The following is a 23425-nucleotide window of genomic DNA, read 5'->3' as shown; positions in this document are numbered from 1 at the left end:
GCCGTAACCGGCAAATGCTCGGCCCGGGCGCGGCGGCTGGATATGTCGCGCTCAGACGCCCAGCGACTTCAGCTTGCGATGCAGAGCGGAGCGCTCCATGCCGATGAACTCGGCGGTCTTCGAGATGTTGCCGCCGAACCGGTTGATCTGGGCGATCAGGTAATCCTTCTCGAACTGCTCACGCGCTTCGCGCAACGGCAGCGCCATGATGTGCTGGTCGGATTGATTCGGCGTGCGCGGCATGACATCGCCGATCTCGGCCGGCAACAGGTCGGCGGTGATCGGCGCATCGACGTCGTCGCCGCGCGCAAGGATCATCAGGCGCTCGACATTGTTGCGCAGCTGGCGAACGTTGCCCGGCCAGTTGTGCGCCTGCAGCACGGCCAGCGCGTCGTCGCCGATGCGGCGCGGCTTGATGCCGGCCTGGCGGGCGATCTGCTTCATGAAATTATCGACGAGGTAGGGAATATCCTCGCGCCGCTCGGCCAATCCCGGCACGATGACCGGAACCACCGCGAGGCGATGGTAAAGATCCTCGCGAAAACGCCCGTCGGCAATCATCGCTTCGAGGTTCTGCGAGGTCGAGGAGATGATGCGGACATCGACCTTGACCCGCTTGGTTCCCCCTACCCGCTCGAACTGCTGCTCGACCAGCACGCGCAGGATCTTGTTCTGCGTCTCGCGCGGCATGTCGGCCACCTCGTCGATGTAGAGGATACCGCGATGGGCCTCCTCCAGCGCCCCGACCTTGCGCTCGACGCCATTCGATTCGGTGCCGAACAGCTCGATCTCCATGCGCTCGGGCGTGATGTTGGCGGCGCTCAGCGTCACGAAAGGTGCGCTCTTGCGCGCCGACAGCGTGTGGATGGCGCGCGCGGCAAGTTCCTTGCCCGAGCCAGACGGTCCGATGATCATCACGCGGCTGTTGGTCGGCGCGACGCGTTCGATGGTCTGGCGCAACTGGCTCATCGCCGACGACATGCCGATCAGATCGAAGGTTTCGCCGCTGCGCAGCTTGAGGTCGGAAACCTCGCGCCGCAATTTCGAGGTCTCCAGCGCACGCTCGGCAATAAGGATCAGCCTGTCGGCCTTGAACGGTTTTTCGATGAAGTCATAGGCGCCGCGGCGGATGGCGGAGACCGCCGTTTCGATGTTGCCGTGGCCGGAAATCATCACCACCGGCAAGGTCGGATGCATGGTCTTGATCTCGTCGAGCAGCGCCAGCCCGTCCAGGCGCGAGCCCTGCAGCCAGATATCGAGGAAAATCAGCCGCGGCGCGCGATCAGCTATAGCAGCGAGCGCGCTGTCGGCATCGAATGCCGTGCGGGTTTCGTGACCTTCGTCGCTCAGTATGCCCGCGACGAGTTCACGGATGTCTTCCTCGTCATCGACGATGAGAATATCAGACGCCATTACCGACCTTTTCAGTTTCTCTTTCGTTTTCCGCCCTGCTTTCGCCGCGCGGAGCCGTTGCGGCCGCAGGCGGCAGGATGATGCTGATCATCGCGCCGCGCCCATCGTGGAAGTCCGCTGGAGCATCGTGTAGTTCCAGCCTGCCGCCATGGTCCTCCACGATCTTCTTGACGATAGCGAGGCCAAGTCCGGTGCCCTTCTCGCGTGTGGTCATGTAGGGCTCGAGCAGCCGTTGGCGATTCTCGCGCGGCAGGCCTTTGCCATTGTCGATGACGTCGATTCGAATCGCACCATTCTGGCGCCCGGCTTGAATCCGGATTATGCCGTGCGAACCGTCCTTCTGTTCCAATCCGTCGATGGCCTCGGCGGCGTTCTTGATCACATTGCCGAAAGCCTGCGCCATCAAGCGGCTGTCGAAAGTGCCCTTTAGCGGCTCCGTGCCGAAAATCCGCTCGAAAGTGATGTCGGCGCGGCTGACCTCGACCAGGAACGAGGCCTCACGCAGCGATTCGCGCAGATCTATCGCCTTCATCTCGGGCTTTGGCATGCGCGCGAACGCCGAGAATTCGTCCACCATACGGCCGATATCCTCAACCTGACGGATGATGGTGTCGGTGCATTGGTCGAAAACCTCGCGGTCCTCGGTAATCACCTTGCCGTAACGGCGCTTGATACGTTCGGCCGAGAGCTGGATCGGCGTCAGCGGGTTCTTGATCTCGTGGGCGATACGCCGCGCCACGTCCGCCCAGGCCGACGAGCGCTGCGCCTGAACCAGGTCGGTGATGTCGTCGACCGTCACCACATAGGATTTTTCCTCCGAGCCGTCGTCGCCGGCCTCGATCGTGATCTGCACGTTGAAGGTCCGCTCGGCACCGGCGCGGTAAAAGGTCACCTGCTCACGATAGACGGGTTTGCCGGACTTGCGGCCGATCTCGAAGACGCGGCCGACATGCGGCAGCACGGCGGAAAGATTCTGCCCAAGGGCTGCGCTGGCCGAAATCGCCAGCATCGCCTCGGCCGAGCGGTTGACGATGGTGACGATGCCGTAGGGATCGACGCCGATGACGCCGGCGGTAACGCCGGCAAGCACGGCTTCCGAGAAGCGGCGCCTCTCATCGATCAGGTCCTTGGCGGACAGGATCTCATTGCGCTGCGATTTCAGTTCGAGAAGCATCTTGTTGAACGTATCGCCGAGCGACGCGACATCGCCGTCCGAAGGCCTGACGGGAACCGCGACGTCGAGATTGCCGGTCGCGACCTCGTCGGCGGCGCCGATGAGCTGGCGAATGGGCCGCACCAGACGGTCGGCGACCGCAATGCCGGTCCAGATCGCGGACAGGATAATGATGAGCGTCAACGACAGATAGGGCAGCGCGAAGGCCACCTGAGAGGTACGGCGGTTATCTTCCAGCCCCCGATATTCGTCGGTGTTGGACCTGACGATCTGCCTTGCCTTGATCACTTCGGGGTCGACGAGCCGAATGGTGTAGAGGTAGAGTCCTTCGATCTCCCGCAGCTTGACGATGGCACCCATGATGTTGCGCGTTTTCGGTTCGATCAGCACCGGCTTGCCGTCGGTAGCGCTGGCCACCGCGCCTTCCGGCGGCTCGGGCATGGCGAAATCCGTATCGGTCTTGGCGCTCATGACGAAAGAGCCGTCCGGCTTGATCAGCGCCGCATGGGCCAGCGAACGGCCCACGGCTTCCTTGTTCATCAGGTCGAGAAAGCCGGTACGATCAAGGCCGTAGAGCGTGCGCGACGCATCGAGATCATAGGCCATGGACAGCGTCGTGCCCTGGAGGTTGCGGGCATTTTCCTGGACATAGGCGTCGGCGATCGACAGCGATGAATTGACGATCGTCTTGGTGCGGATCTCGAACCAGCGGTCGAGGCCGATGTCGAGCGTGATCGAGGCGATGATGGCCACCATGATGGCTGGAATGGCGGCAACCAGGGCGAACATGGCGACAATGCGCACATGCAGCCGCGAAGCGGCCTTGCCATGCCGGCGCGCCATCAGGATGCGGTGCACCTCACGCCCGACCAGCGCGATAAGAAACAGGACGAAAGCCGTGTTGAGGGCAATCAACGCCAGCGTAGTCGACTCGTTCGGTGTGATCGGCGTGGCGCCAACGAGGATGGCGAACGAGATCGCCGCCGTCATCAGCGCGCCGACGACCGCGATCACGCCTGGCAGCGCAAGCAGCCGGCGCCCGTCACGAGCGCCGGGTTCGCTGAAAAGCGGTTGGTTTGTTGTCGGTGCCTGCGGAGCCATGTCGCCGTCTAGAGCCATGATTGCGTCGGATGTATGCAACGCATTGTGGCGATTATGCAACAAGTGTGACCGAGACGGAAATCTTTCGCGAGCCGATCCCCTGAAAAGAGCGCGGGCTCAGATCAAGGCTCAGCCCTGCCGCGATGATTTGTAGACGTTGACGCCGAGCTCGCGAATCTTCTTGCGCAGCGTGTTGCGGTTCAAGCCCAGCAGTTCCGCAGCCTTGATCTGGTTGCCACGCGTTGCCGTCATCGAGGCCAGGACAAGCGGAAACTCGACCTCGGACAGGATGCGCTGATAGAGCCCGGCAGGAGGCAAGTCGCCGGCAAACGACGCGAAATAGCGCTGCAGGAAATGCTCGACCGCCTGGCCAATCGACAAATCGTCGGGAATGAGGTTACCGCCTCCCGGCACTACGGGGCGCTCGCCGGTCTTCAGCTCGGCCTCGATGATCTCGGCGGAAATTTCGTCCTGCGAATAGAGCGCGGCAAGCCTGCGAACCAGGTTTTCCAGTTCGCGAACATTGCCTGGCCACGGATAGCGCTTCATCAACTCGATGCCGCCGGAAGAAATGCGCTTGGTCTGTAGGCCTTCCATTTCGCCGAGCTTGAAGAAGTGGCGGACGAGGTCCGGCACGTCCTCGGAGCGCTCGCGCAGCGCTGGCAGCCGGAGCGGCACGACATTGAGGCGATAGAAAAGATCCTCGCGGAAAAGCCCCTGGTTGATCAGCGTGCGCAGATCCTTGTTGGTGGCGGCGACGATGCGCACGTCGGTCTTGATCGGCGTGCGTCCGCCAACCGTCGTGTATTCGCCCTGTTGGAGCACGCGCAGCAGCCGCGTCTGCGCCTCCATCGGCATGTCGCCGATTTCGTCGAGGAACAGCGTGCCGCCTTCAGCCTGCTCGAAGCGCCCGGTCGAGCGATTCTGTGCGCCGGTGAAGGCACCCTTCTCGTGACCGAACAGTTCCGATTCGATCAGGTCGCGCGGGATCGCCGCCATATTGATGGCGACGAAGGGGCCGCCGCGGCGGCGGCCATATTCATGCAGCGCGCGCGCCACCAGCTCCTTGCCGGTACCGGATTCGCCCGAGATCATCACCGTCAGGTCGGTCTGCATCATGCGCGCCAGCATGCGGTAGATGTCCTGCATGGCGGCCGAGCGGCCGACCAGCGGCATTGCATCGGGCTGCTCTTCCGGCCGCGCGTCGATCTTCGGCCGACGCGGCTCGGAAAGCGCGCGGTTGACGATGTTGAGCAGTTCGGTCAGGTCGAACGGCTTAGGCAGATATTCATAGGCGCCGGTTTCGGAGGCGCGGATCGCCGTCATGAAGGTGTTCTGAGCGCTCATGACGATGACCGGCAGCTCCGGCCTCGCCTTCTTGATGCGCGGCAGCATGTCGAAGGCGTTCTCGTCCGGCATGACCACATCGGTGATGACAAGGTCGCCCTCGCCCGCCGCCACCCAGCGCCACAAAGTCGAAGCATTGGAGGTGACGCGCACCTCGTGGCCGGCGCGCGAAAGCGCCTGGTTGAGGACGGTACGGATCGCCGCGTCGTCGTCGGCGACGAGAATATTGCCGCGAACGGTCATTTGCGGTCTCCTTCACCGTCATCATCGGCGCCGTTTGGCGCTTCTTTCCAGGCCGGCATCAGGATGCGGAATGTGGTGCCGCGCGGCGTCGATTCGCATTCGATGATGCCGCCATGCTCGCCGACGATCTTGGCGACCAGCGCAAGACCCAACCCGGAGCCGTTCGGCTTGGTGGTGATGAACGGGTCGAACAGGATCGGCAAGATGTCTTCCGAAACGCCGGAGCCGTTGTCGCGCACGCAGAATTCCAGCGGCAGCGACACGCGGTCCTGCGTGCCCGGAACGGAAACACGGATGCCTGGCCGGAAGGCGGTCGACAGCACGATCTCGCCCTGCGGGTCGCTGCCGATCGCCTCGGCGGCGTTCTTGACCAGGTTGAGGAACACCTGGATCAACTGGTCGCGGTTGGCAAACACCGGAGGCAACGAAGGATCATAATCCTCCAATATCTTGATTCTCTTGGCAAAACCGTTCTTGGCAATCGCCTTCACATGGTCGAGAACGACATGGATGTTGACGGGGTAGCGGTCGATCGGCCGCTCGTCGGAAAATACCTCCATGCGATCGACCAGCGACACGATGCGATCGGTCTCGTCGGTGATCAGCCGCGTCAGCGCGCGGTCTTCGTCGGAAGCCGACAGTTCGAGCAACTGGGCAGCGCCGCGGATGCCTGAGAGCGGGTTCTTGATCTCATGGGCAAGCATCGCCGCCAGACCGGTGACCGAACGTGCCGCGCCCCGATGCGTCATCTGCCGGTCAATCTTGTCGGCCATCGACCGTTCCTGGAACATAACCACCACCGAGCCCGGAAATTCCGGTACCGGCGCGACATAGAGATCGACGACCTTCTCGATGCCGAGCCGCGGCGACGACACGTCGACGCGGTACTCGTTGACCGGAGCCCGGCGCTCGCGCACCTGGTCGACCAGTGTCAGCAGCGGGCTGCCGAAGGGAATGAGTTTTGACAGCGTGTTGCGGGCGAGCATGGTCGCGCTCGAGCGAAAAAAGTCTTCCGCATCGGCGTTGGCGAAGGTGATGAACCCCTCCTCGCTGATCATGATCACCGGGCGGCGGATGGTGTTGAGCACGATTTGGGCGGCATCCGCCATTTCGGCGCCCTGGCCGGCGGCGGCGTTCATGCGGCGCTCCGCAGGTTCAAGGGTTGCGGATCGCGCGAAAACACATCGCGCAGCAAGGCAATAACGCGCGCGGGCTCGAATGCGGTCAGTATAGCCTTTCGGCTGTCGTCGGCGACGCCGCCGGCATGCCGATCAAGATACCAGCCAAGATGCTTGCGCGCCTGGCGCAGGCCGCTTTCGGCGCCGTAGAGCGCCAGCATGTCCTCGTAGTGGGCCACGATGTAGTCGGCGACCGCGGTCGAGTCCCGTGGCATGTTTGGCGTCGCCTCGCCGGTCGCCGCGGCCGCAATGCCGCCTGCGATCCAGGGCGCGCCATAATGGGCACGGCCGATCATCACGGCGTCGGCACCCGATTGATCGAGAATGTCGGCCGCTTCCGCCGGCGAAGAGACGTCACCATTGGCGACGACCGGGATGGACACGGCTTCCTTGACGCGGGCGATGGCGCGCCAGTCGGCCTTGCCCTGGTAGAACTGGCAGCGCGTGCGGCCGTGCACGGTCACCATGCTGACACCGGCCTGCTCGGCGCGGCGCGCGAGCATCGGCGCGTTGAGCGCGCCTTCGTCCCAGCCAAGCCGCATCTTGACCGTCACTGGCACCTCGACCGCGCCGACAACGGCGTCGATCAGCGACAGTGCGTGGTCGAGATCCAGCATCAATGCCGAACCCGCATAACCGCCGGTAACCTTCTTGGCCGGGCAGCCCATGTTGATGTCGATGATGTCGGCCCCCTCACCGGCTGCGATTCTGGCACCTTCGGCCATGTGCATCGCCTCACGGCCTGCAAGCTGAACCATATGGACGGGCAGGCCGGAGTGGCGTATGCGCAGGTTGAAACCGGCCCTGCCCTTGGCGAGCTCTCCGCTGGCAACCATTTCGGACACGACCAGGCCTGCTCCATGCGCGTGGGCACGCTGCCGGAACGGCTCGTCCGTAATCCCCGACATTGGTGCGAGGAACACGCGATTGCGGAGTCTCACACCGCCGACATCAAGCGGCCCTGCCAATTTGGTCAAGTCAGGCAATTTGGTCAAGTTAACCATGCACAAAAACCAAGCATCTTCATTCGTTGCACATTCTCTAGCCAGAACCGGCGCAATGTGCAACGCGGAAGACGCCACATTTAGGCGCAATTGGGAAAATGCTGGCCTTCGGCTTTGGCCGCGACCAAAGCGCCGCGCGTCCCTCAGGACGCGCAAAGGACGCTTTGGAATTTCATACTTAGCGCACGATCTTTCCGAAAACCGATTACACTTTTCGGGATCGTGCGCTAGGACCAAACGGGCATGACTGACGCAAGTGAAAATCACGTTTCGGATGCGGATGGCAAGGTCGCGGTGGTGATCGTTGCGGCCGGCCGTGGTGCGCGCGCCGGACAGGCCAACGGACCGAAGCAATATCAACACATTGGCGGCTTTGCCGTCATTGCACACACGCTGGACATTTTTCTGGCCCACCCGCGGACCAGCGAGATCGTCGTCGCCATTCATGCCGATGACCACGAGCTGTTCCGGCAGGCGGCGGGCGCCAATGTAGAGCGCGTCACCGCCATCATGGGCGGGGCGACGAGGCAGGAATCCGTCCGGCTCGGCCTGCTTGCCCTTAGAGGCCACGCGCCGGCGCAGGTTCTGATCCACGACGCCGTCCGCCCGTTTGTCGATGCGGACCTGATAGATCGCACCATCGCCGCCATCGGCGAGCGCGAGGGCGCGTTGCCCGCTTTGCCCGTCGCCGACACGCTGAAGCGCGAATCGGCCTCCGGCGTGGTTGGCGAAACCGTTTCGCGCAGCGGTCTTCACGCGGCGCAAACGCCACAGGGCTTTCCGTTCTGGCCCATTCTTGCCGCGCACGAGAAAGCCCATCATCTGGGAAGAATGGATTTTACCGACGATGCCGCGATCGCCGAATGGGCGAATATTCCGGTCAAGATCGTTCCGGGCTCGCCGGACAATGTCAAACTCACCTGGGCACGGGATATTGCGATGGCGGACCAGCGGCTTTCCGGCGAACGCGTGCGCTTTCCCGATATCCGTACCGGCAATGGCTACGACGTCCACGCCTTCGAACCGGGAGACCATGTCACTTTGTGTGGCGTCGCCATTGCACACGACAAGAAGCTGTCCGGCCATTCCGACGCCGATGTCGGTCTGCACGCCTTGACCGATGCGCTGCTGGCGACTTGCGGCGCAGGCGACATCGGCACGCATTTTCCGCCATCCGACCCGCAGTGGAAAGGCGCTGCGTCGCGCATATTCGTCGAGCATGCGGCAAGGCTGGTGCGCGCGCGCGGCGGCCGCATCGCCAATGCCGACATCACGCTGATCTGCGAAGCGCCGCGCGTCGGGCCGCATCGCGAGGCCATGACCGCAGCCCTTTCTCAGATGCTGGCGATTACGCCGGATCGCATCTCGATCAAGGCCACAACCAATGAGAAGCTCGGCTTTGTCGGGCGCGAGGAAGGCATAGCGGCGATTGCCACCGCCAGCGTGGTGTTTCCCGGCGAGGTGCCGGAATGAGCAACAACGAGCTGGCAAATGCGCTGCTGCAAGCCTGCCAGAAGCGCGGCATCATGCTAGCAACGGCGGAAAGCTGCACCGGCGGCATGATCATCTCCGCGCTCACCGACATCGCCGGTTCCTCGGCCGTGGTCGATCGCGGCTTCATCACCTATTCCAACGAGGCCAAGATGGACATGCTCGGTGTCTCCGCCGCCACGCTTGAGGCGCACGGCGCGGTTTCGCGCGAGACGGCGATCGAGATGGCAACAGGCGCGCTTGTCCGTTCGCGCGCCGGGCTGACCCTGGCGGTCACCGGCATTGCCGGGCCTGGCGGCGGTTCGGCGGGAAAACCGGTCGGCCTGGTCTGGTTCGGGGTTGCGCTGGACGGCCGACCGATTGTCGCCGAGCACCAGCTCTTTGCAGACAAAGGCCGCGATTTCATTCGTCGCGAAACGGTCCGGCAAGCGCTGGAACTGGGCCTACAAGCACTCGGATAGGGTTATAAAAACGTTGGGCGGGCGGGCCCGAAAGCTGGATTGCGGTTACGTTTTCGATTCCGGGCTGCTTTGCCCTAAGCGTGGCTCCGTCCCAGCCAGCAGCCGCTGAATGTTGGCACGATGGCGCGCAATCACGTAGATGCTGCCCGCAATCACCAGCAACCGATAGGCCAACGGTTGCTCCAGGCCACAGATGAGGGCGATCGCGGTCAACGCCGCTACCATCGAACTCAGGGAAACTATCCGAGACGTAGCCAGCACAGCACCAAAAGCCGCCGCAGCCCCCACACCTACCGGCCAAGACAGAGCCAGCAACACGCCAAGCCCCGTCGCAGCGGATTTGCCACCTGTAAAATTCAGCCAGATCGAACGGCCATGTCCCAACAACACGGCAATTCCGGCCAGGCAAACAGCCCAAGGCACCCAGGTTTGCAGGTCAAGCGGGGTCGATGGCGTAACCAACGGCAACGTGATGAACCAGGGATAGAACCAGCGGGCAAAAACGATCGCCGCCGCGCCTTTCAGCACATCCAGCAGCAACACCACCAACGCAGGCCATTTTCCCAAGACCCGCAAGACGTTCGTTGCCCCGGTGGATTTGGAGCCATGCTCCCGGATATCGATGCCCTTGAGCAGCTTCCCCGCCAGATAACCCGTGGGCATGGTACCGAAGAGATAGGCGATTGCCAGTCCAACGGTGCTCGCTATCCAGAAAAGCATGCGCAGGGCCTCAAGACGGTTTTGCACCGTAGATGACGTCGGCGCGCTTCTCAAAGGCTTCGGCGAACATGCGGAAGGCGCGATCGAACATGGTTCCCATGACCGCGCCCAGAATACGGCTCTTGAACTCGTAGTCGATGAAGAAGCGGACGGCGCAACCGGCGCCGTCGGGTTCGAAACGCCAGACATTGCTCAAATATTTGAACGGCCCGTCGATGTATTTCACGTCGATGGCGTTCTCGGCGGGCTTCAGCAGCACCTGCGTCGTGAAGGTTTCGCGGATGGCCTTGTAGCCGATGCTCATGTCGGCAAGCAGAACAGTGCGCCCGTCACGCTCCTTGCGCGAGCGAACCGTCAGCGCTTCGCAAAGCGGCAGGAATTGCGGATAGGATTCAACATCGGCGACCAAAGCGAACATCTGCTCGGGTGTATGGGATACGCGTCGGGTGGCTTCGAATTTTGGCATGGAACCAGCGAGTTAAGCTGATTTCTTGAGAATCGCTTCCCGTGCCGCGCGCAGCTTGGCAAAATCGTCGCCGGCGTGATGCGATGAACGCGTCAGCGGGCTAGATGCCACCAGCAGGAAACCCTTGGTCCGGCCGATCGTCTCAAAGGATTTGAACTCCTCCGGCGTGACGAAGCGGATCACCGGGTGGTGCTTCTTCGACGGCTGCAGGTACTGGCCGATGGTCATGAAATCGACATTGGCGGACCGCAGATCGTCCATCAGCTGCAGGATTTCATTCCGTTCCTCGCCCAGCCCCACCATGATGCCGGACTTGGTGAAGATTGACGGATCAAGCTCCTTGACCCGCTGCAACAGCCGGATCGAATGGAAATAGCGGGCGCCCGGACGAACCGTCAGATAGTTCGACGGTACGGTTTCGAGATTGTGGTTGAAGACGTCGGGCTTGGCGGCCACGACGATCTCCAGCGCGCCGTCCTTGCGCAGGAAGTCGGGCGTCAGGATTTCGATCGTCGTCGAAGGCGTCGCGGCCCGGATGGCACGAATGACTTCAGCGAAATGCTGCGCACCGCCATCGGAGAGATCGTCACGGTCCACCGAGGTGATGACCACATGGGTAAGGCCCATCTGCTTGACCGCATGCGCGACGCGGGCCGGTTCATCCGGGTCAAGCGCTGTTGGAATGCCCGTGGCGACGTTGCAGAAGGCGCAGGCGCGGGTGCAGATCTCGCCCATGATCATGAAGGTGGCGTGCTTCTTTTCCCAGCATTCGCCGATGTTAGGGCAGCCGGCCTCTTCGCAGACCGTCACCAGCTTGTGCGATTTGACGATTTCGCGCGTTTCGGCATAGCCCTTCGACACCGGCGCCTTGACGCGGATCCAGTCGGGCTTGCGCAGCACGTCCTGATCAGGCTTGTGCGCCTTTTCCGGATGCCGCAAGCGCGGGGCGTTGGCGATCGTATCGAGGACAGTGACCATCGGGAAACCTGGTTCATTCGCGACGCCAGTCAGGCGTTCGCTGTCATAACGTCATCTAAGACTTTTCAACGCAAAGAAAAAGGCCGCCACGGCGCATGCCGCAACAGCCTTTTTCGCATAGCAACTCTTCAGTGATGCTAACGGCGCACCAGACGCCCGGCCCAGATCAGCAGGCAGGCACCGATAAAGCCGGTGATCAGATAGGCAATCCAGCCGACGCCGAACGGGCCAAAATTGAGAGCCTGCAGAATGGCGTTCAGCACGACCGCGCCGACGATGCCCATGACGATGTTCATGAAGATGCCGGTGTTGCTCTTCATGAACATTTCGGCGAACCAGCCTGCCAGGCCGCCGATGATGATGGCTGCTATCCAGCCGACGCCATTCAGGTGCATATGCCTTCTCCTTGTGGGATACGTGAAAACGCATTCGCAAACGAAGTACCTTGCCGCCGGGTTCCATCTGTAGCAGCGCTTTCAATCTATCAGGCGTTGAGCGCGCGGCCATAGGCGTCGAGCACGCTTTCCTTCATCATCTCCGACAGCGTCGGGTGCGGGAAGATGGTGTGCATCAGCTCTTCCTCGGTCGTCTCCAGGTTCATCGCCACGACAAAACCCTGGATCAGTTCGGTCACTTCGGCACCGACCATGTGGGCGCCGAGCAATTGACCGGTCTTCTTGTCGAAGATGGTCTTGATGAAACCCTGATCCTCACCGAGCGCAATCGCCTTGCCATTGGCGGCGAACTGGAAGCGCCCGACCCGGATGTCCTTGCCCTCGGCCTTGGCCTTGGCTTCCGTCAGCCCAACCGAGGCGACCTGCGGATTGCAGTAGGTGCAGCCCGGAATCTTCAGCTTGTCGGTGGCATGCACGCCAGGAAAATCTGCGATCTTCTCGATGCACACGACCCCCTCATGTTCGGCCTTGTGAGCGAGCATCGGCGGGCCGGCGACATCGCCGATGGCGTAGATGCCCGGCACGTTGGTCTTGCCGTAACCATCGATGACGACGCAGCCACGCTCCGTCTTCACGCCAAGCGCCTCGAGTCCGAGGCCCTCGATGTTGCCCTGGACGCCGACGGCCGAGATCATCCGATCGGCGGTGATCTTCTCGACCTTGCCGTCCTTCATCTCGACATGCGCGGTGACCGAGTTGGCACCCTTCTCGACCTTGGTCACCTTGGCTTCGAGGATGATCTTCATGCCTTGCTTCTCGAACTGCTTCTGCGCGAATTTCGAGACTTCGGCATCCTCGACCGGCATCACCGCCGGCAGCAATTCGACCACCGTCACTTCGGCGCCCATGGTGCGGTAGAAGGAGGCGAATTCGATGCCGATGGCGCCCGACCCCATGACCAGCAGCGACTTCGGCATCTCCTTCGGCACCATGGCTTCAAAATAAGTCCAGATCAGTCTGCCGTCCGGCTCGATGCCGGGCAGCGCGCGCGGCCGGGCGCCGGTCGCCAGGATGATGTGCTTGGCGGTATAGGTGCCCTCGCCCTTGACGCCTTTCGGCACTGGCGGCTGCGGCTCCATCGGCTTCTTGGCCGTCTTCGACACGACGATCTCGCCCGGCTTCGAAAGCTTGGCCTCGCCCCAGATGACGTCGACCTTGTTCTTCTTCATGAGGAAGGCAACGCCGCCATTGAGCCGCAGCGACACCTTGCGCGAGCGGTCGACCACGGCTGACGCATCGACGCTGACCTTGCCGTCGAGCTTCAGCCCGTAATCCTTCAGGTGGTCCGAATAGTGCATGATCTCGGCCGAGCGCAGCAGCGCCTTGGTCGGGATGCAGCCCCAGTTGAGGCAGATACCGCCGAGATGCTCGCGCTCGACGATCGCCGTCTTGAAGCCGAGTTGCGCGGAACGCACCGCGGTGACATAGCCGCCAGGGCCGGAGCCGATGATGATGACGTCGTAGTTCTCAGCCACGGTTTTTCTCCTTCACAATTCCAGCATGACGCGCACGACGGGTGCCAGCGCCTTGCCGATGTTTCGCGTGTTTTCGGCATCGAGATGGACGCCGTCGAGCGGGGTGGTTTGCGCCACGCTGCCGGCGTCGAAGAAGCCGCAGCCGGCCTCATCGGCAAGAGCGGCATAGAGCGGCGCCAACCGCGTCGAAGCCTCGTCACCGCCGGCGAACATCTCCTTGAATTCGGCATTGTCTGTACGGCTGACCACAGGCGGCGAAACGATCAGGATCTGCGGCGCCGGCCAGTCGAACGGATAGTCGTGACCGCGCACGATGTCGATCAGCCGCTGGATGCCCTGCTTGGCCGCGACGGGATTGCCGTGGATCCACGGCTTCATGTCGTTGGCGCCGAGCATGATGACAATCAGGTCGATCGGCGCATGGGTCGTCAGGACGGTTGGTAGCAGTTTTGCACCGTTGCGGTCCGCACCGGCCAGATGATCGTCGAAGGCCGTGGTGCGGCCGTTGAGGCCATCGGCAATCACTTGCACGTCGGCGCCTAACGCTGCCTGCAGCACGCTCGGCCAGCGGTCTTCCAGCGCATGGCGGCCACCTTCGGCATTGTAGCCCCAGGTCAGCGAGTCGCCGTAACAAAGAACCGTCTTCATGCGCCCACCTGTGCGTTAATCGAGCCGCGCCTCAACCGCCAGCGCACGAACAGCCAGTGAACCAGCACAGTGGCCAGGTTCGGCAAAACCAGGCCGGCGACGATCGGCAGGTCACCTTCCCACTGGCGCTTATCGACCGGCTGAGAGAACGTCCAACCGATCAGGCCGAGCCCGATCAGCACGAACAGGACAATTGCGCAGAGGCCCAGCCAGTTGATGATCGACGGTGCGTTCGAAAAAAGCTGCGCGATGAAAAACACGATCGTCGCGACAATGGTGACAAGCACCGACGTCATGAACACCAGAATGTATTCTTCCTGCGCATGGGTTGCGACCGCCAGCTGTTGAGCAACCAAGCCGCCTGCCAATCCTGACAGGAAAAACGCCATAAGGGAGGTGAAGAAGATCCGCACCGCCCTCTCCGTCCTAAACCAGCATGCCCATCGGGTTCTCGATCAGGCGCTTGAAGGCGACCAGCAGTTCGGCACCCAGCGCGCCGTCGACGGCGCGATGGTCGGTCGACAGCGTCACCGACATCACGGTGGCGATTTTGATCTCGCCGTTCTTGACCACCGCCCGCTCCTCGCCGGCACCGACGGCAAGGATCGTCGCATGCGGCGGGTTGATGACGGCGGCAAAGTCCTTGATGCCGAACATGCCGAGGTTGGACACCGCCGTGGTGCCGCCCTGATACTCTTCCGGCTTCAGCTTGCGGCTGCGCGCCCGGCTGGCCAGATCCTTCATCTCGTTGGAGATGGTGGACAGCGTCTTTTCGTCGGCATGCCGAATGATCGGTGTGATCAGGCCGCCCGGGATCGACACGGCGACGCCGACATCGGCATGCTTGTGCTTGACCATGGCGCTTTCGGTCCATGAGGCATTGGCATCCGGCACCGCCTTCAGCGCCATCGCCATCGCCTTGATGACCATGTCGTTGACCGACAGCTTGTAGGCGGGCGCATCGCCTTTGTCGGTCTTCTTTACCGGGGCTGCGGCGTTAATCTGCGTGCGCAATGCGAGGAGTGCATCGAGCTCGCAGTCGAGCGTCAGGTAGAAATGCGGGATGGTGGTCTTGGCCTCGACCAGGCGGCGCGCAATGGTCTTGCGCATATTGTCATGCGGGACGAGATCGTAGGAGCCAGCCTCGAACAGCTTCAGCACCTGATCGTCGGACATCGCCTTCACAGCAGGAGCAGTTGCCGGAGCCCCGGCGGGTGCTGCCTTGGCGGCAGGCTTGGCGCCGCCACCGGCAATCGCGGCGTCGATATCTGCCTTGACGACGCGGCCATGCGGGCCGGTGCCGGTCACGGCAGACACATCGACGCCGGCTTCCCTGGCGATGCGACGTGCGAGCGGCGAGGCGAAGGTGCGCTCGCCGGCCGCATGACCATTGGCAACTGGAGCCGCCTCTGCCTTGGGTGCGGTCGCGACCGGTTCCGCCTTTGATGCTTCCGCCTTTGATGCTTCCGCCTTTGGTGCGTCAGCCTTGGGCTCCTCCGCTTTCGGCGCCTCGGCTTTCGCTGGTGCGGCACCGCCACCGCTTTTCGCGACGGCGCCTGCATCCTCGCCCTCTCCGGCGAGCACGGCGATCAGCGCATTGACCTTGACGCCCTCGGTGCCGGCGGGAACGACGAGCTTTGCAACCGTGCCCTCATCGACAGCTTCGACTTCCATCGTCGCCTTGTCGGTCTCGATCTCGGCAATGACATCGCCCGGCGAAACCTTGTCGCCTTCCTTGACGAGCCACTTGGACAGATTGCCCTCTTCCATCGTGGGCGACAGGGCCGGCATGGTGATGTTGATTGGCATTTTGTCCTCCCGCCCGGTTCAGCGATACGTGACGGCTTTGACCGCCTCGATGACTTCGCCGACATTCGGCAACGCCAGCTTCTCGAGGTTGGCCGCATAAGGCATCGGCACATCCTTGCCGGCGATGGTGATGACCGGCGCGTCCAGAAAGTCGAAGGCGCGCTGCGACACCTGGTTGGCGATATGGTCGCCGACCGAGTTCTGCGGATAACCTTCCTCCACCACCACCAGGCGGTTGGTCTTCTTGACCGAGGCGATGATGGTGTCGAGATCGAGCGGCCGGATCGTGCGCAAGTCGATGATCTCGGCATCGATGCCAAGGCCACGCAGTTCCGCTTCAGCCTTGACCGCATAGGTCATGCCGATGCCGAAGGAGACGATGGTGACATCCTTGCCTGATTTATGGATGCGCGCCTTGCCGATCGGCAACACGAAATCGTCCAGCTTCGGCACGTCGAAGGACTGACCGTAAAGGATTTCATTCTCGAGGAAGATGATTGGGTTCGGATCGCGGATCGCTGCCTTCAGCAAGCCCTTGGCGTCAGCGGCGGTGTAGGGCATCACCACTTTCAGGCCCGGAATGTGGCTGTACCAGGCGGCATAGCACTGCGAGTGCTGGGCAGCGACGCGTGCGGCGGCACCGTTCGGTCCACGGAACACGATCGGCGCGCCCATCTGGCCGCCGGACATATAGAGCGTCTTGGCGGCCGAGTTGATGATCTGGTCGATCGCCTGCATGGCGAAGTTGAAGGTCATGAACTCGACGATCGGCTTCAGGCCGGCCATCGCCGCACCCACGCCAACGCCGGCAAAGCCATGCTCGGTGATCGGCGTATCGACGACGCGCCGCGGCCCGAATTCCTGCAGCAGGCCCTGCGTGATCTTGTAGGCGCCCTGGTATTCGGCAACCTCCTCGCCCATGACGAAGACATCGCCGTCGCGGCGCATTTCCTCGGCCATCGCATCGCGCAGCGCTTCGCGCACCGTGGTGGAGACCATCTCCGTGCCGGCCGGAATGTCCGGATCGGCGGCGATCTCCGTCTTCGGGGCGGCAGCCACCGGTGCGGCGGCCGGCTTTGTGGCCTCCGCCTTGTCCTCTGCTGCGGCCGGAGCCTCTGCCTTTGCAGGTGCTTCCGCCTTGGCGGGCGCCGCAGACTTGCCGATATCCCCGGCACTTTCGCCGTCCTGCAGCAGCACGGCGATCGGTGTGTTGACCTTGACGCCTTCGGTACCGGCGGCGATCAGGATCTTGCCCAGCGTGCCTTCGTCAACAGCTTCGACTTCCATCGTCGCCTTGTCGGTCTCGATCTCGGCGATAACGTCGCCGGCGACGACCTTGTCGCCCTCGTTCTTCAACCACTTGGAAAGATTGCCCTCTTCCATGGTCGGCGAGAGAGCGGGCATGAGAATTTCGATCGGCATGTCCTTGCCCTCCCGTTACAATACGATATCGGTCCAGAGCTCGGACGGATCCGGCTCCGCGTCGTTCTGGGCAAATTCGGCGGCGTCGGCGACGATGTCGCGGACCTCCTTGTCGATGGTCTTGAGCTCGTCCTCGGTCGCCCACTTCTTTTCCATCAGCCGTGCCTTGACCTGCTCGATCGGGTCATGGTCCGAGCGCATCTTCTGCACTTCTTCCTTGGAGCGGTATTTTGCCGGATCGGACATCGAGTGACCGCGGTAGCGGTAGGTCTGCATTTCGAGAATGATCGGCCCGTTGCCGGCGCGGCACCATTCGGTCGCCTGGTCGGCGGCAGCCTTGACAGCGCGCACGTCCATGCCGTCGACCTGGATGCCCGGGATCTTGAACGAGGCACCACGATGCGAAAAGTTGGTTTCCGCCGAAGAGCGCGACACCGAGGTGCCCATCGCATAGCGGTTGTTCTCGATGATGTAGATCACCGGCAGCTTCCACAGCGAGGCCATGTTGAAGCTTTCATAGACCTGGCCCTGGTTGGCCGCGCCGTCGCCGAAATAGGTCAGCGAGACATTGTTGTTGTCGCGGTAGCGGTTGGCAAAGGCGAGACCAGTACCAAGAGACACCTGCGCACCGACGATGCCGTGGCCGCCGTAAAAGTGCTTTTCCTTGGAGAACATGTGCATGGAGCCGCCCTTGCCCCGGGACAAGCCGCCCCGACGCCCGGTCAGCTCGGCCATGACGCCGCGCGGCGACAGCTCCATCGCCAGCATGTGGCCGTGGTCGCGATAGGCGGTGATCATCTGATCGCCGTCGATCAGCGCCATCTTCATGCCGGTGACGACCGCTTCCTGGCCGATATAGAGGTGACAGAAGCCGCCGATGAAACCCATGCCGTAAAGCTGGCCGGCCTTTTCCTCGAAACGACGGATGAGCAGCATGTGCCGGTAGGCGGCAAGCTCTTCATCCTTGGTGAACTCGGCGGGCTTGGGGGCGGAAAGCCCCGATTTGCCGTCGGATTTGGATTTGGCAGGCGCTTTTCTGGCTGCGGTGGCCATGCATCACTCCCTGTTGGCGTCTCTTCGTGGACATTAGAGCAGGATGAAATCTGCTCTGGGGAGATCAGCTCCTCCCCACCGATTTTAGGGAGGCTAACACGCGTCAAAGCGTTGCGCCATGCCGAATTTGCATAGCTGGCATGCGCCTAAGCAATTAAAATCGTTGAAAATATTGGCGATTAACTGGAAATCAGTTATTTCACCGAGGTCGGCAACATAATGGTGATTTCATCGGCTTGGGACAGATTGAGCGCCTTGCGTGCCTGCTCATCGAGCATGTCCTTCTCGAGCGTGCCTTCATGCATCAGCCGAACGCGGCGCTCGAGTTCCATGCGGCGCGCCTTGATCGCATCGAGCTGGCCTTGCAGCGCAACCGTCTGGGCTTCCAGCTGATATTTCGAATAGATGCCGAATTCGCCGTGATAGGCATGAAAGCCGAAATAGGCCAGGAACACCACGCAAAGCGAGGGAATGATCAGCCGGCCGGTGTTTCTCTGCTTGTGCTGACGCGTCCACATCGCCCGGTTCCTCTAGAGCGTGATGCCGAAATGTGTGAAGCGGTTTTCGGACGACAACATGCTCTATCTCTTTGATTTGAGTCGGATTCAGACTTCAGGTCGAACAGACCTGAAATCATCCGGCTCTAGCCCGCGAACTCAGGCGGCTCACGATCTTTTTCGCCCGATTGTGCTTAACGGACGGTTACAGGTGACCGGTTTGGCGAACCGAAATGAAAAAAGGCGGGAATGCTCCCGCCCTTTCATCCGATATCCGAGTGTTTTCCGGATCAGCCCTTGATCACCGACTTGCCGGCATAGCTTGCCTGCTTGCCGAGTTCTTCCTCGATGCGGATCAGCTGGTTGTACTTGGCCATGCGGTCGGAGCGCGACAGCGAGCCGGTCTTGATCTGTCCGCAATTGGTGGCAACCGCGAGATCGGCGATGGTCGAATCCTCGGTTTCGCCCGAGCGGTGCGACATGACGGCGGTGTAGCCGGCCTTGTGCGCGGTCTCGACGGCGTCGAGCGTTTCCGTCAACGAGCCGATCTGGTTGACCTTGACCAGGATCGAATTGGCAACGCCCATGCGGATGCCGTCGCGTAGCCGCGCCGTGTTGGTGACGAACAAATCGTCGCCGACCAGCTGCGTCTTCTTGCCGATCAGGTCGGTCAGGTACTTCCAGCCTTCCCAATCGTCCTCGGCCAAGCCGTCCTCGATCGAGATGATCGGATAGTCGGCGGCAAGCTTGGCCAGGTATTTGGCCTGGGCCTTGGGATCGCGCGTCTTCTTCTCGCCCTCATAGACGTAGTTGCCGTCCTTGAAGAACTCGGTCGCGGCGCAATCGAGGCCGAGCGCGATCTCGTCGCCCGGCTTGAAGCCGGCCTGCTCGATCGATTCCATGATGAAATCGAGCGCCACCGGGGCGCTTTTCAGGTTCGGGGCAAAGCCGCCCTCGTCGCCGACATTGGTGTTGTGGCCGGCATCCTTCAGCTTCTTGCGCAGCGTATGGAAGATTTCCGAACCCCAGCGTACACCTTCGCGCAGCGTCGGCGCGCCGATCGGCAGGATCATGAATTCCTGGAAATCGATCGGGTTGTCGGCATGCGCGCCACCATTGATGATGTTCATCATCGGTACCGGCAGGAGATGCGCCTTGGTGCCACCGACATAACGGTACAGCGGCAGGCCGGCGGCATCAGCGGCCGCCTTGGCCACCGCCAGCGACACACCGAGAATGGCGTTGGCGCCAAGCCGGCTCTTATTGGGCGTGCCGTCAAGCTCGATCATGGTCTGGTCGATATGGATCTGGTTTTCGGCTTCCATGCCGCCGATCGCCTCGAACAGTTCGCCGTTCACCGCTTCGACGGCCCTGAGCACACCCTTGCCGAGATAGCGGGCACCGCCGTCGCGCAGTTCGACGGCCTCGTGGGCGCCGGTCGAAGCACCCGATGGCACCGCCGCGCGGCCCATCGAGCCATCTTCGAGAATGACATCGACCTCGACGGTCGGATTTCCACGGCTGTCCAGGATTTCACGCCCGACAATGTCGATGATGGCGGTCATTTGCGATGTCCTCGATTGATCTGAAGAATGCCGCACGTCTTAGCCAAAGTGCTGCAAAAGGCAATCGGCCGGCTGGCAATTATTGCCGCGGCTTCAGCCTCCGAACGATTCACGAAGCGCAAATCGCTGTCATCATAAGTCATGTACGGCAGGCCGGCTTGTGGCTATGGTGCGGGGGCGCGGGGCGAAACAGGAGGAGTTTCGCCATGTCCCAGTTGAGTGGTATCGTGAGTCTGTTCCTGATCGCGGCGGCATTCCTGACGTCGTGCGACAATCAGCAGTCGCCGCCCAAGGCGATGGCCCCCTTACACGTCAGCGAATAAGCCGGAATCCAAAGCGGCCCCGTCTCTCGACGGGGCCGCTTTATCGTTGCTGTTAATGCCAGTAAGGCGTGACCTTGTAATAATTGTAGGATTCGTCGCGGGCCGCCTCGCCATCCGCCCCGGTCAATTCGTTGATCGAATAAGCAGGTGCCGCCCTGAGTTGTTCCTTGGAAAACGGCACGACATACCCGCCTTTGTCCTCATCGTAGTCGAGGCTTGCCCACGGAATGGCGTGATATTTCTCGCCGATACCGAGGAAGCCGCCAAAACCGATGACCGCGAACATGATGCCGTTCGTCATCTTGTCAAGCATCACATCCTCGATGCTGCCGATGCTCGTGCCTTCGGTATTGTAGACCGATGTGCCGATGACCCGCGAAGCGGCGATGGCTTGGGTGTGACCTGTCTGGGTAGCCATGATTGTGCTCCTCATTGTGGTTTCGAACCATACTTGGACAATGAGGGGCGCGGGCGAAGGTTCCCGACTTTTTCGGCGTCGACCGTTCACTCCGCGAGGATGAAGGTAACCTTCATATTGACGCGATAAGCAACAATCTTGCCGTCTTCGACGACGATCTTCTGGTCCTGGATCCAGGCGCCCTCGACGTTCTTCAGGGTTTTGGATGCGCGCGCAATTCCCTGTTCGATGGCGTCCTGAAAGCTCTTGTTCGACGAGGATGTGATTTCGGTGACGCGGGCGACGGACATGGCTTCCTCCTGCCAAAACGCTCATTTGCCAGCCAAGCGTATAGCCGGCTCGTGCCTTCCACAAGCGCCGGCAGTCGGCGGAGTATGCGTCCGCCCTTAGAGGCCCTTGGCGATGCGGTCGAATGCCATCAGCCGCTCGAGCAGGGCCGGCATGTCCTTCAACGGGAGCATGTTCGGGCCGTCGGAAGAGGTCGAGTTGTCGGGATCCTGATGGGTCTCGATGAACACGCCGGCAACGCCGACAGCGACTGCCGCGCGGGCCAGCGTCTCGACAAAGCGGCGCTCGCCGCCCGAGGAACCACCCTGCCCGCCCGGTTGCTGCACCGAATGCGTGGCATCGAAGATCACCGGCGCGCCGATCTCGGCCATGATGGGCAGAGCGCGCATGTCGGACACCAGCGTGTTGTAGCCGAAGGACGCGCCGCGCTCGGTGGTCAGCACATTGGCATTGCCGGATCCGGTGATCTTGGCGACGACGTTCTTCATGTCCCAGGGGGCGAGGAACTGCCCCTTCTTCACATTGATCACCTTGCCGGTCCTGGCGGCGGCGACCAGCATGTCCGTCTGGCGCGACAGGAAAGCCGGAATCTGCAGGACATCGACATGCGGCGCGACGATCGCGCACTGCTCCTCGGTATGGACATCGGTCAGCACGGGGAGCGAAAATTCCTTGCGCAACTCGTCGAAGACGGGAAGGGCTGCGTCCATACCGGCACCGCGCGTCGCCGACAGCGAGGTGCGGTTGGCCTTGTCGTAGCTGGTCTTGTAGACGAGCCCTATGCCGAGCCTGCCGGTCAGTTCCTTCAGCGCGCCGGCCATATCGAAGGCGTGCTGGCGTGATTCAAACTGACAAGGGCCGGCGATCAGCGACAGAGCCGCCTTGTTGTCGAAGACGACATTGCCGACGGTTACCGACGAATTGGGCGCCATCGAATTGGACGCTTGCGGCTTGCTCATGGGATCTCCCGGAAGATGAAGGCCGCGCCCTGTCCGGGTGCAGGCCGCACGACGATATCATTGCCCGCTATATCGTGTTGGACGGAATTGGCTGCAAGCAGCCTCGATGTCACATCGGCGTTCCGAACCGAAAAGACCACCGCTGCGAAGCGTAGATCTGTCGGCGCGCCGGCAGGCAGGCCGAAGCGCGCGGTGAAAGCCGCGCCGTCAAGCACGCTCAAATCTGCATTCGGCAAGGGAAACATGCCGCCCTGCCTGTCGGCGGCCGGATCGTCCACCGCCACGGAAATCAGCCCATGCTGCTTTCCGGGCGCATCGCTGATCGCCAAGATCTCGACAATTCCGGTCGCGCCGTTGGCGTGGGCCTGCAAAGCCGTGCGGTCCACATCAGGCGCGTTGACCCGCTCGCAGGCAAACAGGAAGGCGTCCGTGGCTTCGGCTCCGGCCGCGAAGGCGAGCTTGAACGACGCGATGTCGCTTTTGCCGGCAGGGTCGGTGAAGGCGCGCGAAAAGCCCAGCATGTCTCCCGCCGAGATGCCGGCATCGACATAGCGTGCATGGTCGGCGTCGGCATTGTCCGTGCCTAGAACAATGGCGGAAAATCCCTCGTCGCCGTTGCTGTCGCGATAGGCGCGATCACGCGTGACGAAGACATTGCCGTCTGCGATAGCCTTTGTCGCCACCTGTTCGTCGCCGACCGCGAGCGGTTCGAGATACGTGCCGTCGGCCAGGAAAACACAGCAGTTTTCCGTTCCGAAGGGATGGATGCCGGTCGGGGCCACGACGAAGCCAAGCGCGGTGAGCCGGGCTCGCGCAACCTCAAGGCTCTGCGTCGGCAGCACCAGGTGATCGAGCGGATGAGTGCCTGCGGCTGCGGTTTGGGTCATGCAGGCGCGATGTGCATCATTCCGCAAATCGGTTCAAGACTTGATCGCAA

The 23425-nt window shown here is 62.1% G+C and carries 23 protein-coding genes; 2 read left to right on the top strand and 21 right to left on the bottom strand.

Features of this window, described 5'->3' with window-relative positions; genetic code table 11:
- Nucleotides 1-51 precede the first annotated feature (51 nt).
- From ntrX to dusB, 5 genes are all read right to left on the bottom strand, one after another.
- A complete protein-coding gene (ntrX, locus tag NKI99_RS19800) occupies nt 52-1413 on the bottom strand; it encodes a nitrogen assimilation response regulator NtrX (protein WP_023812026.1) in 1362 nt (453 codons plus the stop codon).
- The gene (locus NKI99_RS19795; protein ID WP_023812027.1) at nt 1403-3688 is read right to left on the bottom strand and encodes a sensor histidine kinase NtrY-like; all 2286 of its coding nucleotides are present in this window, start codon (nt 3686-3688) and stop codon (nt 1403-1405) included. The genes ntrX and NKI99_RS19795 overlap by 11 nt, the downstream gene beginning before the upstream one ends.
- Nucleotides 3689-3817: 129 nt before the next feature.
- Nucleotides 3818-5278 carry a nitrogen regulation protein NR(I) gene (gene ntrC / locus NKI99_RS19790; RefSeq protein ID WP_023812028.1) on the bottom strand — a complete coding sequence of 487 codons (1461 nt, stop codon included), beginning with the start codon at nt 5276-5278 and terminating at the stop codon, nt 3818-3820.
- Nucleotides 5275-6417: a two-component system sensor histidine kinase NtrB gene (locus NKI99_RS19785; protein WP_023812029.1), complete on the bottom strand. Its 1143-nt coding sequence runs from the start codon at nt 6415-6417 to the stop codon at nt 5275-5277. Before NKI99_RS19785 ends, ntrC begins: the two co-directional genes overlap by 4 nt.
- Nucleotides 6414-7442 (bottom strand): tRNA dihydrouridine synthase DusB, encoded by a 1029-nt coding sequence (gene dusB, locus NKI99_RS19780; protein WP_352611759.1) that lies wholly within the window; start codon nt 7440-7442, stop codon nt 6414-6416. The genes NKI99_RS19785 and dusB overlap by 4 nt, the downstream gene beginning before the upstream one ends.
- A gap of 261 nt (nt 7443-7703) precedes the next feature.
- Here dusB and NKI99_RS19775 point away from each other — a divergent pair, with 261 nt between their 5' ends.
- Together NKI99_RS19775 and NKI99_RS19770 are read left to right on the top strand one after the other, a co-directional pair.
- Nucleotides 7704-8933: a bifunctional 2-C-methyl-D-erythritol 4-phosphate cytidylyltransferase/2-C-methyl-D-erythritol 2,4-cyclodiphosphate synthase gene (locus tag NKI99_RS19775; RefSeq protein WP_352611735.1), complete on the top strand. Its 1230-nt coding sequence runs from the start codon at nt 7704-7706 to the stop codon at nt 8931-8933.
- Complete coding sequence (locus NKI99_RS19770) at nt 8930-9412, top strand: CinA family protein (protein ID WP_352611734.1); 483 nt, start codon at nt 8930-8932, stop codon at nt 9410-9412. The genes NKI99_RS19775 and NKI99_RS19770 overlap by 4 nt, the downstream gene beginning before the upstream one ends.
- A gap of 45 nt (nt 9413-9457) precedes the next feature.
- On the opposite strand, the gene plsY is transcribed toward NKI99_RS19770, so the two are convergent.
- From plsY to NKI99_RS19690, 16 genes are all read right to left on the bottom strand, one after another.
- Complete coding sequence (gene plsY, locus NKI99_RS19765) at nt 9458-10132, bottom strand: glycerol-3-phosphate 1-O-acyltransferase PlsY (protein ID WP_352552030.1); 675 nt, start codon at nt 10130-10132, stop codon at nt 9458-9460.
- A gap of 10 nt (nt 10133-10142) precedes the next feature.
- On the bottom strand, nt 10143-10598 hold the full coding sequence (locus tag NKI99_RS19760) for a type II toxin-antitoxin system RatA family toxin (RefSeq protein WP_127294439.1): 456 nt from the start codon (nt 10596-10598) through the stop codon (nt 10143-10145).
- Between the two features lie 12 nt (nt 10599-10610).
- Nucleotides 10611-11576, bottom strand: coding sequence for a lipoyl synthase (gene lipA / locus NKI99_RS19755; protein ID WP_023812035.1), 966 nt, complete (start codon nt 11574-11576; stop codon nt 10611-10613).
- Between the two features lie 137 nt (nt 11577-11713).
- The gene (locus NKI99_RS19750) at nt 11714-11971 is read right to left on the bottom strand and encodes a GlsB/YeaQ/YmgE family stress response membrane protein (RefSeq protein WP_023812036.1); all 258 of its coding nucleotides are present in this window, start codon (nt 11969-11971) and stop codon (nt 11714-11716) included.
- Between the two features lie 89 nt (nt 11972-12060).
- Nucleotides 12061-13506: a dihydrolipoyl dehydrogenase gene (gene lpdA, locus NKI99_RS19745; protein WP_128304448.1), complete on the bottom strand. Its 1446-nt coding sequence runs from the start codon at nt 13504-13506 to the stop codon at nt 12061-12063.
- A gap of 12 nt (nt 13507-13518) precedes the next feature.
- A complete protein-coding gene (locus NKI99_RS19740; RefSeq protein WP_128304447.1) occupies nt 13519-14154 on the bottom strand; it encodes an SGNH/GDSL hydrolase family protein in 636 nt (211 codons plus the stop codon).
- Nucleotides 14151-14567, bottom strand: a complete 417-nt coding sequence (locus NKI99_RS19735; protein WP_023812040.1) for a hypothetical protein — start codon at nt 14565-14567, stop codon at nt 14151-14153. The genes NKI99_RS19740 and NKI99_RS19735 overlap by 4 nt, the downstream gene beginning before the upstream one ends.
- A gap of 13 nt (nt 14568-14580) precedes the next feature.
- A complete protein-coding gene (locus NKI99_RS19730; protein ID WP_128304446.1) occupies nt 14581-15963 on the bottom strand; it encodes a pyruvate dehydrogenase complex dihydrolipoamide acetyltransferase in 1383 nt (460 codons plus the stop codon).
- A gap of 18 nt (nt 15964-15981) precedes the next feature.
- A complete protein-coding gene (locus NKI99_RS19725) occupies nt 15982-17385 on the bottom strand; it encodes a pyruvate dehydrogenase complex E1 component subunit beta (protein WP_023812041.1) in 1404 nt (467 codons plus the stop codon).
- Nucleotides 17386-17400: 15 nt separating this feature from the next.
- Nucleotides 17401-18438: a pyruvate dehydrogenase (acetyl-transferring) E1 component subunit alpha gene (gene pdhA, locus NKI99_RS19720; protein ID WP_023812042.1), complete on the bottom strand. Its 1038-nt coding sequence runs from the start codon at nt 18436-18438 to the stop codon at nt 17401-17403.
- Nucleotides 18439-18632: 194 nt separating this feature from the next.
- Entirely contained in the window at nt 18633-18956 is a 324-nt protein-coding gene (locus NKI99_RS19715; RefSeq protein ID WP_023812043.1) for an FtsB family cell division protein, read from the bottom strand.
- A 269-nt stretch (nt 18957-19225) separates the two neighbouring features.
- On the bottom strand, nt 19226-20500 hold the full coding sequence (eno, locus tag NKI99_RS19710) for a phosphopyruvate hydratase (protein ID WP_023812044.1): 1275 nt from the start codon (nt 20498-20500) through the stop codon (nt 19226-19228).
- Between the two features lie 375 nt (nt 20501-20875).
- A complete protein-coding gene (locus tag NKI99_RS19705; protein ID WP_127294419.1) occupies nt 20876-21241 on the bottom strand; it encodes a PRC-barrel domain-containing protein in 366 nt (121 codons plus the stop codon).
- Nucleotides 21242-21327: 86 nt separating this feature from the next.
- Nucleotides 21328-21531, bottom strand: coding sequence for a dodecin family protein (locus NKI99_RS19700; RefSeq protein WP_352552015.1), 204 nt, complete (start codon nt 21529-21531; stop codon nt 21328-21330).
- Nucleotides 21532-21627: 96 nt separating this feature from the next.
- The gene (gene kdsA / locus NKI99_RS19695) at nt 21628-22488 is read right to left on the bottom strand and encodes a 3-deoxy-8-phosphooctulonate synthase (RefSeq protein ID WP_031213495.1); all 861 of its coding nucleotides are present in this window, start codon (nt 22486-22488) and stop codon (nt 21628-21630) included.
- Complete coding sequence (locus NKI99_RS19690) at nt 22485-23375, bottom strand: VOC family protein (protein ID WP_352611733.1); 891 nt, start codon at nt 23373-23375, stop codon at nt 22485-22487. Before NKI99_RS19690 ends, kdsA begins: the two co-directional genes overlap by 4 nt.
- Nucleotides 23376-23425 lie beyond the last annotated feature (50 nt).

This window comes from Mesorhizobium sp. M0239, from assembly GCF_040321815.1.
Classification (GTDB): Bacteria; Pseudomonadota; Alphaproteobacteria; order Rhizobiales; family Rhizobiaceae; genus Mesorhizobium.
Note: the sequence above shows the minus strand (reverse complement) of the source record. Positions and strands in the feature narration are given on the sequence as shown.